This is a genomic window from Paenibacillus sp. FSL H7-0737, from assembly GCF_000758545.1.
Lineage (GTDB): Bacteria > Bacillota > Bacilli > Paenibacillales > Paenibacillaceae > Paenibacillus_AQ.
Genome location: NZ_CP009279.1, coordinates 2,944,233 through 2,956,906 on the forward strand (window position 1 = coordinate 2,944,233; position 12,674 = coordinate 2,956,906).

11 protein-coding genes are annotated in these 12,674 nt (G+C 45.6%); 8 read left to right on the plus strand and 3 right to left on the minus strand.

From position 1 onward, the window contains the following. The first annotated feature begins 81 nt into the window (after window positions 1–81). On the plus strand, window positions 82–1,080 hold the full coding sequence (gene ftsY / locus H70737_RS12685; RefSeq protein ID WP_042187710.1) for a signal recognition particle-docking protein FtsY: 999 nt from the start codon (window positions 82–84) through the stop codon (window positions 1,078–1,080). Between the two features lie 127 nt (window positions 1,081–1,207). Here the strand turns inward: ftsY and H70737_RS12690 are convergent, their stop codons facing one another. After that, entirely contained in the window at window positions 1,208–2,095 is an 888-nt protein-coding gene (locus tag H70737_RS12690; protein WP_052404267.1) for a DUF1835 domain-containing protein, read from the minus strand. A gap of 353 nt (window positions 2,096–2,448) precedes the next feature. On the opposite strand from H70737_RS12690, the gene H70737_RS12695 reads away from it, so the two are divergent. From H70737_RS12695 to H70737_RS12710, 4 genes are all read left to right on the plus strand, one after another. After that, entirely contained in the window at window positions 2,449–3,912 is a 1,464-nt protein-coding gene (locus tag H70737_RS12695) for a circularly permuted type 2 ATP-grasp protein (RefSeq protein WP_042127226.1), read from the plus strand. Window positions 3,913–3,984: 72 nt separating this feature from the next. Beyond that, window positions 3,985–4,938 (plus strand): alpha-E domain-containing protein, encoded by a 954-nt coding sequence (locus H70737_RS12700; protein WP_042187712.1) that lies wholly within the window; start codon window positions 3,985–3,987, stop codon window positions 4,936–4,938. Then, entirely contained in the window at window positions 4,935–5,801 is an 867-nt protein-coding gene (locus H70737_RS12705) for a transglutaminase family protein (RefSeq protein ID WP_042187715.1), read from the plus strand. The genes H70737_RS12700 and H70737_RS12705 overlap by 4 nt, the downstream gene beginning before the upstream one ends. Before the next feature lie 138 nt (window positions 5,802–5,939). Then, on the plus strand, window positions 5,940–6,749 hold the full coding sequence (locus H70737_RS12710; protein WP_042187718.1) for an SDR family oxidoreductase: 810 nt from the start codon (window positions 5,940–5,942) through the stop codon (window positions 6,747–6,749). On the opposite strand, the gene H70737_RS12715 is transcribed toward H70737_RS12710, so the two are convergent. Then, entirely contained in the window at window positions 6,738–7,217 is a 480-nt protein-coding gene (locus tag H70737_RS12715) for an SRPBCC family protein (protein WP_042187720.1), read from the minus strand. The genes H70737_RS12710 and H70737_RS12715 overlap by 12 nt on opposite strands. A 1,158-nt stretch (window positions 7,218–8,375) precedes the next feature. Here H70737_RS12715 and H70737_RS12720 point away from each other — a divergent pair. Beyond that, window positions 8,376–8,774, plus strand: coding sequence for a DnaJ family domain-containing protein (locus H70737_RS12720; RefSeq protein ID WP_042187722.1), 399 nt, complete (start codon window positions 8,376–8,378; stop codon window positions 8,772–8,774). 115 nt (window positions 8,775–8,889) lie between these two features. Here H70737_RS12720 and H70737_RS12725 read toward each other — a convergent pair whose 3' ends face one another. Continuing rightward, window positions 8,890–9,309: a GNAT family N-acetyltransferase gene (locus H70737_RS12725; RefSeq protein ID WP_042187724.1), complete on the minus strand. Its 420-nt coding sequence runs from the start codon at window positions 9,307–9,309 to the stop codon at window positions 8,890–8,892. Window positions 9,310–9,466: 157 nt separating this feature from the next. On the opposite strand from H70737_RS12725, the gene hrpB reads away from it, so the two are divergent. Then, window positions 9,467–11,959, plus strand: coding sequence for an ATP-dependent helicase HrpB (hrpB, locus tag H70737_RS12730; RefSeq protein WP_042187726.1), 2,493 nt, complete (start codon window positions 9,467–9,469; stop codon window positions 11,957–11,959). A 96-nt stretch (window positions 11,960–12,055) separates the two neighbouring features. Next, window positions 12,056–12,640, plus strand: a complete 585-nt coding sequence (locus tag H70737_RS12735; RefSeq protein ID WP_042187728.1) for a general stress protein — start codon at window positions 12,056–12,058, stop codon at window positions 12,638–12,640. Window positions 12,641–12,674 lie beyond the last annotated feature (34 nt).

The following is a 12,674-nucleotide window of genomic DNA, read 5'->3' on the forward strand; positions in this document are numbered from 1 at the left end:
TTAAGTGTCTGCTTTCGAAGCGAGTTTTGTACGAAGTTAAAACAATGAAGTGTCGCTCACAAAACTTTTAGGAGGAAACAAATGAGCTTTTTCAGGAAGTTAAAAGAAAGCATTTCCGGCAAAACGGAAAGTGTAACCAAACAATTCCGCGACGGATTAGAGAAAACCCGTAAAGGCTTTGTCGAGAAGGTAGCAGATCTGATTATCCGCCGTAAAAAAATAGATGAAGAGTTCTACGAAGAACTGGAAGAAATCTTGATTGGTGCGGACGTAGGTGTTAATACAGTAATGACACTTGTCGAGGATCTGCGCGCCGAAGTGAAGCAAAAACGAATTGAAGATGCAGCTGAGCTGCAACCCATTTTGTCCCGTAAGCTCATGGAATTGCTGCGCGGCGATGACGATAACAGCCTGAAGGAAAATCCGGATGGCATTACAGTTATCTTGTTCGTTGGGGTAAATGGAGTAGGCAAGACGACTACGATCGGTAAACTAGCACATCGTTACAAACAAGAGGGTAAAAAAGTTCTTTTGGCCGCAGGGGATACGTTCCGTGCCGGAGCGATTGAACAGCTCGAAGTTTGGGGTCAACGTGCTGGCGTAGACGTAATTAAGCAACAAGCTGGCTCTGACCCAGCCGCTGTTATGTTCGATGCTGTTCAAGCGGCTAAGCAGCGGAATGTAGATATCTTGATTTGCGATACGGCAGGCAGACTTCAGAATAAGAGCAATCTGATGGAAGAGCTCAACAAGATTTTCCGCGTTATTCAAAGAGAAATTCCTAGTGCTCCGCATGAAGTACTGATGGTGCTAGATGCGACCACAGGTCAAAATGCGCTTACTCAGGCCAAGCTATTTGGTGAAAAGAGTGGGGTAACAGGGCTCGTCTTGACGAAGCTGGATGGTACAGCTAAAGGCGGAATTGTAGTAGCCATTCGTCAGGAAATGAACTTACCAGTGAAGCTCGTAGGGCTCGGAGAAAAGATGGAAGACTTGCAGCCATTCGATTCTCAGCAGTTCGTGCATGCTCTTTTTGCCGGATTAATTGCTGAGGAAGAGTCAGAAGAATCGGAAGAGTAAGTGTAATCCATCCCTACACATGATCATAAAGAAGTCATATTTACAAGGAATGTCCTCGAAGCTATATTTAGTTTATGAGGGCATTCCTTTTTTATAAAATATTTGTTAGTTGTTAATGTAGTGACCTCTAAGGAATTCTTAAAAAGTACAAATGCATCGCGTAGGGTATCCCTTTAAATAACAGCTTTCCCTCACTAATAAGCCTCCAGAAGCGATATTCTATAAATGAGGTACTGATAAATAAATTCCACTGCCCTATAATTGCACCTACAATAAGTCCTGCATTTACGAAATGATCTCCCTGTTCATTCTTTTGCAGTTGCAGAATTAAGGATAGAATGTCTTCGTCATAGTATGTTTCGGGTACATTCGTTAGCTGACCTTTGGACCAGACTCGAAGCATATCCTCAGTGTTGCTGATTTCTTGCCACTCCAGCTCATACTGTTTTCTCTGCGCGGAGGTAAGGGGTTGCGTATTTTCGGTGTTTTTGATAATAGTTTGCACAGCTTCGTTTGGGAGCTGACCCAGGGACTGGGGAGATAAGCTCATGGTAAATTGTTCAGCAATCCCGGGAAGCTCCTCATAAGCTTCGATTGGATTTATAACATAAATAGGTTGCTTCCTCTCACTAAGAACAGAAAGTGCAAATCGTAAACCTGTCTGATCATGGGAGTTGTTTCCGCACCAAATAGTGATTTTTTTGTCCTCGGGAATTTCTTTTAAGGTCTGAATCATGGCTCCCAGTTTATGCTGGGGATTGAGATGATAACCCTGATCCGGAAATCGTTCCTGAAACCATAACTCACGGGCTTGACACCCTTCATCATTAGGTAATTTGCACAGCGGTCCAGCAGAGAACGTCTCATTAAATGAAAGTACTCTTATTAAATGACGACTGCCTACACGACTAAGTGCTACCTTCATCGAACCAGCTTCTGACAAGCCAAATAAAAGAAAAATATGATCCCGCCTAGCCTCTTCCTGCTCCATGGTCATAGTATATTTGTGATCCATTTGTTCACTCTCCTAACGCTCCAAATTATACCATATAACTGAAATCACCTTCCCAGACAACTATATAAAAAATACAACATATGAAAAATTCATAATAGTAATGCTTGTCACTACTCCTGCATACAATTCAATGAAGAAACTACATTTCAGCTCCGGCAACCTATATAAGAGAGAAAGGAAGCGATTCCAAAACACGGAAATATTCAGAGATCGCATTTCTCTGTTATATATATTGACATCGGTGATAGGATTTACGTATTATGGGAATACAAAACAATATTTTCTTGGATATTTTCAGAAATTAAAGTATGAATTGTTAGTAAAGATAACATTTATCGAAAGGAGTCGGGCTCATGTCCAAATTAGATCCTCTGCCAGGTCTGTCTCCGTATCCGCTGCAACATTTTTTCGATGAAATGTATGCAGATAAGAGAAATGTCCGGCCGCATTACAGACATGTGAATCGCATGTTTTCCGGAATGAGCTCCGAAGAGCTGCAGGGTAAGCAGAATTTGATGCAGCGCAGGATGATGGAGGAAGGAATTACTTTTACGCTATACAATCCGGCTCAGGATCATCCCATGGAGCGTACGATTCCCTTCGATATGATTCCACGCATTATTCCTAAGAATGAATGGGAGAGGCTAGAGGCTGGAATTATTCAGCGTATCACGGCTTTGAATCTGTTCATTCATGATATCTACCATGAGCAGTACATCGTAAAGGATGGAATAGTCCCAAGGCGTATGATCATCTCTAACTGTTATTTCCGGCCAGAAATGGCTGGTCTAAGGGTACCTGGTGGAGCCTACATCACTACCTCGGGAATCGATCTGATCCGCCATCATGATGGGCAATATTATGTGCTTGAAGATAATCTACGAACGCCTTCAGGTTTTTCATATCTTTTTAAAGGCAGAACCCTTATGAATCAGTTGTTTCCTGAATTGTCCTTTGCCAGCTCCATCCGAGATGTTGATCATAGCTTGAATCGCTTCTTATCCGTTCTACGTAGTTTATCACCCTCACGAAAGTCAGACCCGGTTATAGCACTCCTTACACCTGGGGAATATAATTCTGCTTATTATGAGCATGCTTTTCTAGCACAACAGATGGGTATACATTTGGTTGAAGGACGAGATTTGGTTGCAAAGGATCACAAAATATATTTGAAAGAAATGAACGGACTTCGCCGCGTAGATGTACTATATCGCCGTTTGGATGATGATTTCATCGATCCGTTAGCTTTTCAGCCGGATTCACTTCTAGGGGTGGCGGGTCTGATGAATGCGTATCGGGCAGGGAATGTAGCGATTGCTAATGCCCCGGGGACTGGTGTTGCTGATGATAAAGCGATGTATGTCTATGTACCGGATATGATTCGTTATTATCTGAATGAAGAACCGATTCTTGGGAATGTCCCGACCTATTTGCTAGGCAGGCCTGATGAACGTTTATATGTCCTTGAGAACCTATCTGAAATGGTTGTTAAGGAAACCTCTTTATCCGGGGGATATGGAATGTTGATCGGAAGCGAAGCTACGAAAGAAGAACTTGCTGAATTTCGAATGAAGATTATCGCAGATCCGGAACGTTATATAGCACAGCCTATTATGTCTCTGTCCAGAGCACCTGTATTGTCTGGTGGGACTATGGCACCGAGACATATCGACCTTCGAGCTTTTGTATTAATGGGTGCTGACCGTAAGCCACATGTTATCCCTGGGGGATTGACACGGGTGGCTATGAAAGAAGGGTCTTTGGTCGTAAACTCCTCGCAAGGTGGTGGCGTAAAAGATACTTGGGTCATGGCTTAATACAACCTAGTGAGGCTTGTTGATGATTAACAAAATGCAGCATCAATTTGTTAAATAAGGGAGTGGCTGGAGATGCTGAATCGAAATGCTGAAGCTTTGTTCTGGATCGGCAGATATATTGAAAGGGCAGAGAATCATGCGCGGCTAATCAATGTTCATTATCATATCCAGCAGGAAGAGGATTTTCATGAAGAAGGAAATAAATGGTCAAGGTTAATCGATGCGCTAGGCGTTCGAGGTGAATATATGCAGCAGTTCGAAACCTTTTCCGAGCAGGATGTCCTATCTTTCATCACACTTGATTTAGGCAATTCTAATTCATTATTCTCTTGCGTACATCATGCCAGAAATAATCTGCGAACACTCCGTCAGCAGCTTCCAAGTGAATTATGGGATGTTGTCAACAGCTTCAACCTATGGCTTGGTGAGCGGTCTGTTGCAGATATTATGAGCGGCCCACATCAGTTCTATCAGCAGGTTAAGGAGCGTACAGCCATGTTTCTCGGAGCAGAGCAGTCGGTAATGCTTAGAGGGAATGAGTGGCATTTCATTGAGAGCGGACGGTTTCTAGAGCGGGCAGAGAATACAACTCGTATCTTGCAGGCGGTCATTGCCTCATGCCGATTTAAGGAGCTTGACGCGGTTTATACTCAGTTGCAGGCGGTGCTTAAATCCGTTAGTGGGTACCAGGCGTTTCGCCGTTATTATGCAGATGCTATGTCCCCGGAGAGCATTTTAGATTTCTTGATTGCGAATCCCAAATTTCCGCGTTCCATTCGTTTTTCTTTTCATCAGCTGGAAGAGCATTTAGCAAAGCTTGAACTAGATCCCTCAGAGAAAGGTTCAGGTCATGAGAAGGTTATCCGGCAAGCGGGTAAGCTAAAAGCAGAACTGGATTATATGGAAAAGGAAGAAATGTCCGGCGAGCTAGTGGAAGATTTGCTTAAATCGCTGGTGATATCCTGTCAGAAACTTGGTAAAACAATGGAGGGCGCCTTTTTTCGGCGAGAAGGAGTGTCTGTATGAAGATTCAAATCAATCATACCACCACATACAGCTATCCAGAGCCGGTTACGGACAGTGTCAATGAGATCAGACTCACGCCACGTACGAATTATCGCCAATCCTGTTATCACCATGAAGTGGATATTTACCCGCCAGCCAATCTATTAACCTATGAGGATTTCTTCGGGAATCGGGTCCATGCCTATTCGGTTAATAAGCCGCATACGGAGATGGTCATCCACACTAAAGCTACTGTAGTTACACTGGATAAAGCTCAGGGGACAGATCTCCCGAGAACATCTCTTGAAGAACAAATTAGATTGTTAAATGATGAGGGATTTCAGAACCGTTATATTGAGTTTATATTGCCGACTCGTTATACCGAGGTGACGCCTGAATTAGTGGAATTTGCCTCACAGTACCCTTTTAATGAAGCAGAGGATATGTATGAATGGATTCTTAAATTATCTGCGACGATTTATGAACAGTTCACCTATGACCCTGAGGCTACAAGTGTAAATACTACGGTAAAAAAAGCACTGAAGCTTAAACGCGGTGTATGTCAGGATTATGCTCATCTAATGATTGCTGTCTGCCGTAGTGTCGGTCTGCCTTCCAGATATGTAAGTGGATATCATTTTGTTGGTGATCTGCAAGGGAGTAATGCTAATTTTGAGCAAGCTTCTCATGCTTGGGTGGAGACTCACATTCCGGGTACAGGTTGGCTTGGTTTCGATCCGACAAATAATGTTGAGGTCAATTGGCGCTACATTAAGTTAGGTCACGGACGGGACTACAAAGATATTGTACCTGTAAAAGGTGTATATCGTGGTGGAGCGGGCACTCTGACCGTGAAAGTGGATGTGCGGAAGCTGGACAATTAGATGTATAGATCTAGATGAAACTCTCAGTTCAAGTTTTTGAACGGGGAGTTTTTTTGTGAAGATGATTCCAGTGTGCATGTATTTGGGTAATCTTGATCCATAGTACATCACTAAGAGATCTTAAGGGAGAGATTACATATGAGTCCAAACATAGCTAAGAAACAAAGATTCATTGGAAAAACAGCAATTATAACAGGAGCGGGCTCAGGAATTGGTCGGGCTACCGCTATTAAGCTGGCGAGGGAAGGTGCTAATGTAGCGCTTTTTGATTTGAATCTTGAACGTACCTCATCTTTGGCGGATAAGCTGAACAAGTTTCGGAAAGATTGCGCATTGGCCATAGAGGTAGATACTTCAGATGAAAAAGGGATGGAGGAAGCCGTTCGCAGGACTGTCGAACAATTCGGCGGCTTAGATGTAGTATTCGCTAACGCGGGAATCAATGGTGCGGTGGGACCAATAGAGGAACTGAGCCTGAGTGATTGGGAGCGCACGATGTCGGTGAACTTGACGGGGACCTTTTTGACCTTGAAATATACGATCCCTCATCTGAAGGATAAAGGGAAAGGTAGCATTATCATCACTAGCTCCATCAATGGGAATACTAGATTTGCCAGCTTTGGGTGGTCTACGTATAGTACTACCAAAGCTGGACAGGTAGCTTTTGCCAAAATGGCTGCACTTGAGCTAGCTAAGTTTAAAATTCGAGTGAATGTGATCTGCCCCGGGGCGATTGCTACCAATATAGATGAAACCACTGAAATGAACGAAGAAGTAGAAGCGATCGTCATTCCGATTGAATTTCCCGATGGTGCGCAGCCGCTGGCGGATGGGCCGGGTAAACCGGATAATGTTGCCGATCTAGTTTCTTTTTTGGCTTCCGATGAATCTATTCATATTACAGGTGCGCAAATTGTGATTGATGGAGCAGAGTCCTTATTGTCCTAATTTAGAGATCGCTTCCCGGTATCGTTCATACCAAACGTTCCATTCAGCTTTTCGTGACTCCAGCGTCGTACCATCCAGAAGATGCTGGATCACGTCCAGACATACATGCCAGCCAGCTAAATCTCGGGGTGTGTGTGGCGTGAGCGTTCGGATCGTTTCATTCAAGACGAGTAAACATCCTTCTGAATTAGGATATAGCTCAAAGCGAACGGAATCTTCAGCCCACGTAAATTCAAGAACAGATTCATGTTGCAGGGCGGTAATCGTCATTTCCTCAAAGGTTCCGTCTTGCATATCAAACTTGATTAATCCCCCTTCACGCAGGTCTTCAACACGTAATTCAGTGAACCATAAAGCAAGCTTCTCATTCTCTGTCAGAAAGGACCATATTTCTGATGCGGGATGTTTTAGTTGACGTTCGAAACGAGCGACATAATGATCATCTGCTTTTTTGAGGTTAGCTATCATGTTATATTTCTCCTTTGGACTACTGCTGTAGTCCTTTTTTTATTGTTTAGGAAATTATACAATACAAAAAAAATGTGGATAACTCCGAAGAAAGAGGAAGGAGGGGTGAACGTGAAGAAGCAGGAGACATGAAATAAACGAGGAGTCATCCATCAGATTCTAAAAACCGAGCGGACCTTATATCCTCCGAAATGCATGTTTTAGTCGAGCCTACGGACAAATGTAAGCGAAAAACCGAATACAAATGTGCCGCCAGTAACGTAAATGAGCCAAATGTATGCGGAAAATCGAATACAATGTGCCGACGGTAACATAAACGAGCCAAATGTATGCGAAAAATCGAATACAATGTGCCGCCGGTAACGTAAACGAGCCAAATGTATGCGAAAAACCGAATACAATGTGCCGCCGGTAACGTAAATGAGCCAGCGCTGTTATTCGCCCCAGATCACCCGGGAAGGGGCTTGTTATTAGGGAATAAGTGCAATACGGTCCCTCCCTAATAGATGTGCTCATTTCATCAAAATAAAGCCATTCGGTCCGTAAGCGGAACCTCACTACGAAGGTGTATATGGATACGATTATGGAATTACGGATGTACTCAGCTTGTAACTCTACCTCCAAGGACGACGTCAGGCGTTTTCTTGTTGAGTTGAGGCTTATTAGAACGAGTATAACAATTGTTCGCATGAAAAAAAACTATTGTACGGTTTGGTTAGGCGTCTGTAATATGTTGCGGACAGGGAGCAGAGAATGATGGTGTAGCAGAATGAATTGAATTTGCGGAATGGGGACTCTTGAGTCCTGAGCGATCTGCGGAGGCGAATATGAGGATGCGCAGACTTTTCGGACTGCAGAGCTCTTATTTCCACAATTTCTATTAAAAATAGGGTGTATTTGCGTGAATAGGTGCAACTGAGTCCGATAGTGTAGCAAAATAGCCTGAAATTGCGAAATAAGGGCTCCTTAGTCCGAACGATCTGCGATGACGAGGAAGATTCATAGAACGGAGAAGGATCGCCTTTTATAAGAATGCATTGCGGCAGTTTGATGTAAATCTACAGTTTTTTATGCTAAAATAGACGCAATTCTGCTTACCATACTTTTGCTTAGGCGGGATAGATCATAGTAGTGGTATTGGTGAAGGAGGCTGCGTATATGGGGATGATGTCCTGGCTGGTTGAGCAGCGGATTCAGGAATCTATGCGTAATGGGGAATTTGGAGATTTACCTGGGCATGGCAAGCCACTGGAGCTTGAGGATTTATCGGGCGTGCCAGAAGAATTGCGCATGTCTTTCAAAATTATGAAGAATTCCGGGCTGGTGCCCGAGGAAGTATCTTTGCGTGCAGAATGCGTTACCCTCGAAGGGCTGCTTGCTGCCTGCCACAATAGCGGAGGCGCTGAAACTAGTGAAGGTAAGGCAATCCGGGCAAAATTGTCTTTGAAAAGGCTGCGTCTGCAAGAGCTTCTGCGTGAACGAGGCTTAGATAGTAATCCTGCTTTTATGCAATACAGTGTTCAAATACATGAACAGATAATTAGGGAAGAAGAATAACGCTTATTAGGGTCCTGTTGTATGGACATGAGGATAAATAGTGTGAAATAAAAGCAGCTCTTAGTCCATAAAGAGACGAAAGAGCTGCCTTTTTGCGTGCTTCGTTTCACAAGTGTCATTTTACTTGCTTGAAATATACCCATTCTGGATCACCATCGTCTAAATTCTCAATGATTCCGCTTCTTACAAATCCTAGAGAAAGACACACTTGCTGCATGATCGTATTGGATTCATTGGTGGAAGTAAACAGCTTGGGGGTTGGAGAGTGTTCTTCAATGTAACGAATAAGTGCACCGGCAATGCCAAGACGTCTGAAATTGGGATTCACAATTATGAGCTGAATAAAACAGCATTCGAAAAAAGTGGTATCGTAACAAGCAAAACCGACAGGCTCACTGTTAATCGATGCTACAACACATTGCTCATTTAGAATATATTGTTCAATTTTAGGTTTGCGAATTTCGCTGCCAATGACCATGCTATCGATCTTGCTGAGTATAGATAAATCTGAAATAGTGGCTTTAGTTACGAGCATTTTAGAAAGTCTCCTTTTTTATAATATAATAAAGTTATACTTGAAATGGTAAGTACAGATTGTCTTGATCTTTGAAGTTTTTTCGCACATGATGAATAGGGTTTAGACCACATCAAAGGAAATCATAACATATTATTACAAACGATGGAGAGATATAATGAAACAGCTTCCAATAATACAGGTGCTTCCAGACCTGAAACACATACTTCGCTCAACAAGGGCGGCTGTTCTGATCGCAGAACCCGGTGCGGGCAAAACAACTGGAACGCCTCCGGCATTTCTGGACGAGCCATGGATGGCTGGTAAAAGCATTCTTATGCTTGAGCCTAGAAGACTTGCCGCTAGATCAGCTGCAACTTACATGGCTTCCAATCTTGGAGAAAGTGTTGGACAGACGGTAGGTTATCGGATGCGGAACGACACTAAGGTAGGCAAGAATACACGAATTGTTGTAGTGACTGAAGGTGTCTTAACGAGGATGCTTCAGAGTGATCCATCGCTAGGGGATGTGGGGCTGATTATTTTTGATGAGTTCCATGAGCGTAGTCTACATGCGGATCTGGGACTTGCTCTGGCGCTGGAAGCGCAGGCTGTGCTGCGTGATGATCTTCGGATTCTGATTATGTCAGCAACACTAGATAGTGAACGGGTCTCGGTTATGCTGGGCGATGCGCCAGTGATTGATTGTCCGGGACGAACCTATCCGGTGGAAACTATCTATACCCCAACTACAGGGAATCTTCCGATTGAAAAATCGGCCACAGCCGCAGTGAGACGTGCGCTTGCTGAACAGCCGGGAGATGTACTGGTATTCTTGCCGGGTGAACGGGAGATTCGCAGAACCCAAAATGAGTTGGAACATGGAAAACTGCCTGTCGGGGTAGTGCTTCGTCCTTTATACGGACAATTACCACAGGCTATGCAGGATGCTGCAGTGGCTCCATCCATAAACGGCGAACGTAAAGTCGTACTAGCGACCTCCATTGCGGAGACAAGCTTGACAATCGAAGGTGTGCGAACGGTAATTGATACAGGGCTGCGTCGCACGCAGATTTTCTCTCCGCGTACGGGAATGCCAAGTCTTACGACGGTTCCGGTATCGAAAGCCTCTGCCGATCAGCGGCGAGGACGGGCCGGGCGGACAGCTCCGGGCGTATGCTACAGGCTGTGGAGTCAGGAGGAGCATAATCGCCTTCCGGATGACAATGTGCCGGAGATTATGGAGACGGATCTTGCGCAGCTCGCTTTGGAGCTGGCGCTGTGGGGCGTGCGCGATCCTGCCGCGCTAGCTTGGCTTGACGCGCCGCCCGCTGCGCCCTATGCGCAGGGCACCGCGCTGCTGCGCCAGCTCGGCGCGCTGGACGCCGGGGGCGCCATTACGCCGCACGGCCGCAGCATGGCCGCGCTTGGCGCGCACCCGCGAGCCGCGCATATGCTGCTGCGCGCGGCAGAGCTTGGCGCAGCACCGCTCGCCTGCCGGCTGGCGGCGCTGCTGCAAGAGCGGGACCTGTTCAAGGGTCCCGCGGCACTAGATTGCGACCTCACGCTCCGCGTAGAGGCGCTGCTCCGGTTCGAACGCTCCGCCGACACGGGCGGAGCGGACTCTGCGGTTCTGCGCGCGGTGGTGCGCGAGAGCCGCAATTTCCTGGCGCAGCTGCAAGCAGCGCCGGGCGGGACCGTGAACGAAATCAGCTTCTGCGGGCTGCTTCTGTCGTTCGCCTATCCCGACCGGATCGGGCAGAAACGCGGTGATGGCGCGTTTCTGCTCTCCGCCGGTCGTGGCGTGGCCATGCGGGAAGGGCAACCGCTGGCACGATCCGCTTATATTGTGGCCGCGTCTGTTGACGATCGAGCCACACAAGGTGCAATCTTGCTGGCAGCTGAGCTAGAAGAAGGACAATTGCTTAAATATCATATAGATCACATCACAGAGGATTCTGACGTGTATTGGGATAAAGAAAGTGGAAGTGTGAAGAAACGCCGTCGAACGATGCTTGGAGCTCTTGTCTTAAAAGAAACGTCACATGAAAGACCCTCCTCAGAAGAAACAGCGAAAGTACTGCTAAGTGTAATCGCAGAGGATGGGATTGATATCTTACCGTGGGAAAAGGGACCTCTGCAGCTTCGTGAGCGGCTAATGTTTATGCACGCCTTACGTTCAGATTGGCCGGATGTCTCTGATGAAGCATTAATTGAGATGCTTGATGAATGGCTATTACCTTACATTCACGGTATGCGTAATTTGCGTGACCTTCAGCGAATCCCGTTATCCCGTGCGCTTGAGGGGTTGCTGGACTGGAATCAGCGACAGCTTCTTGAACAGGAAGCGCCGACACATATAACAGTTCCTAGTGGTTCGCGTGTGCCCGTGGACTATGCTAATCCAGCTGCTCCCGTACTGGCTGTGCGTTTGCAAGAGATGTTTGGACAGTTAGACACCCCTAGAATTGGAGGGGGGAAGGTACCTGTTTTACTTCATCTTTTGTCACCGGCAAGAAGACCGATGCAGGTGACTTCTGACCTTGCAAGCTTTTGGCGTGGTACTTATTTTGAGGTTAAAAAGGATCTAAAAGGACGTTATCCTAAGCACTATTGGCCAGACGATCCCTTGCAAGCAATTCCGACCAATCGAACACGTCCCAATAAATAATAAGGTCCTTCGTGCACTTGAAATTTTAATTAGATGTTTTGTCTTCAGCTTACAGGGTAATTAACTAGCGAAGACAATTACTAAGGAGGGCTTCAAGTGACTAAAAAAATCGTAGGTATCTTTGATACAGAACAAGAAGCAACCAGAGCAATTGAAGGACTTCACAATCAAGGGTTTAGTAATGATGAAATATCAGTAATCACACGTGATCGCGATGAGCTAAGACATATTTCGGATGATACAGGCACAAAAGCGCCCGAGGGTGTTGCAACAGGTGCAGCTACAGGCGGCGTATTGGGTGGTGTTACCGGACTGCTAGCAGGTATCGGAGCGCTCGCAATTCCGGGGATTGGTCCTATACTGGCAGCGGGACCTATTGTGGCAACGTTAACAGGTGTAGCCGTGGGTGCAGGTGCAGGTGGCTTAGTTGGTGGCTTGATCGGTCTTGGCATTCCTGAGGACGAGGCAAAAGAGTACGAAGGATACGTTGAAAGTGGCAAGATCCTTGTGCTTGTTGAGGATAATGGACGAGGGTATCAAGCGCATGATGTGTTCCGAGACAATCGCTCACTAAATGCTCAGCGTTACGAAGGCGTCTATAACGAAGACACTCGACTGGGTAATTCGATGGCTAACAGAGCAGACCGAACGGCTGAAGTTTACAACCGCGATAAAATCTAAAATGTTAATCGACCTACTTTTACTATAAACAATC

Excerpts from the sequence above, each read along its gene's own strand:
- H70737_RS12690 (WP_052404267.1), bottom strand. The coding sequence starts at position 2,095 with ATGGATCACAAATATACTATGACCATGGAGCAGGAAGAGGCTAGGCGG.
- ftsY (WP_042187710.1), top strand. The coding sequence starts at position 82 with ATGAGCTTTTTCAGGAAGTTAAAAGAAAGCATTTCCGGCAAAACGGAA.
- H70737_RS12700 (WP_042187712.1), top strand. The coding sequence starts at position 3,985 with ATGCTGAATCGAAATGCTGAAGCTTTGTTCTGGATCGGCAGATATATT.
- H70737_RS12725 (WP_042187724.1), bottom strand. The coding sequence starts at position 9,309 with ATGCTCGTAACTAAAGCCACTATTTCAGATTTATCTATACTCAGCAAG.
- H70737_RS12715 (WP_042187720.1), bottom strand. The coding sequence starts at position 7,217 with ATGATAGCTAACCTCAAAAAAGCAGATGATCATTATGTCGCTCGTTTC.
- H70737_RS12705 (WP_042187715.1), top strand. The coding sequence starts at position 4,935 with ATGAAGATTCAAATCAATCATACCACCACATACAGCTATCCAGAGCCG.
- H70737_RS12710 (WP_042187718.1), top strand. The coding sequence starts at position 5,940 with ATGAGTCCAAACATAGCTAAGAAACAAAGATTCATTGGAAAAACAGCA.
- H70737_RS12695 (WP_042127226.1), top strand. The coding sequence starts at position 2,449 with ATGTCCAAATTAGATCCTCTGCCAGGTCTGTCTCCGTATCCGCTGCAA.
- H70737_RS12720 (WP_042187722.1), top strand. The coding sequence starts at position 8,376 with ATGGGGATGATGTCCTGGCTGGTTGAGCAGCGGATTCAGGAATCTATG.
- hrpB (WP_042187726.1), top strand. The coding sequence starts at position 9,467 with ATGAAACAGCTTCCAATAATACAGGTGCTTCCAGACCTGAAACACATA.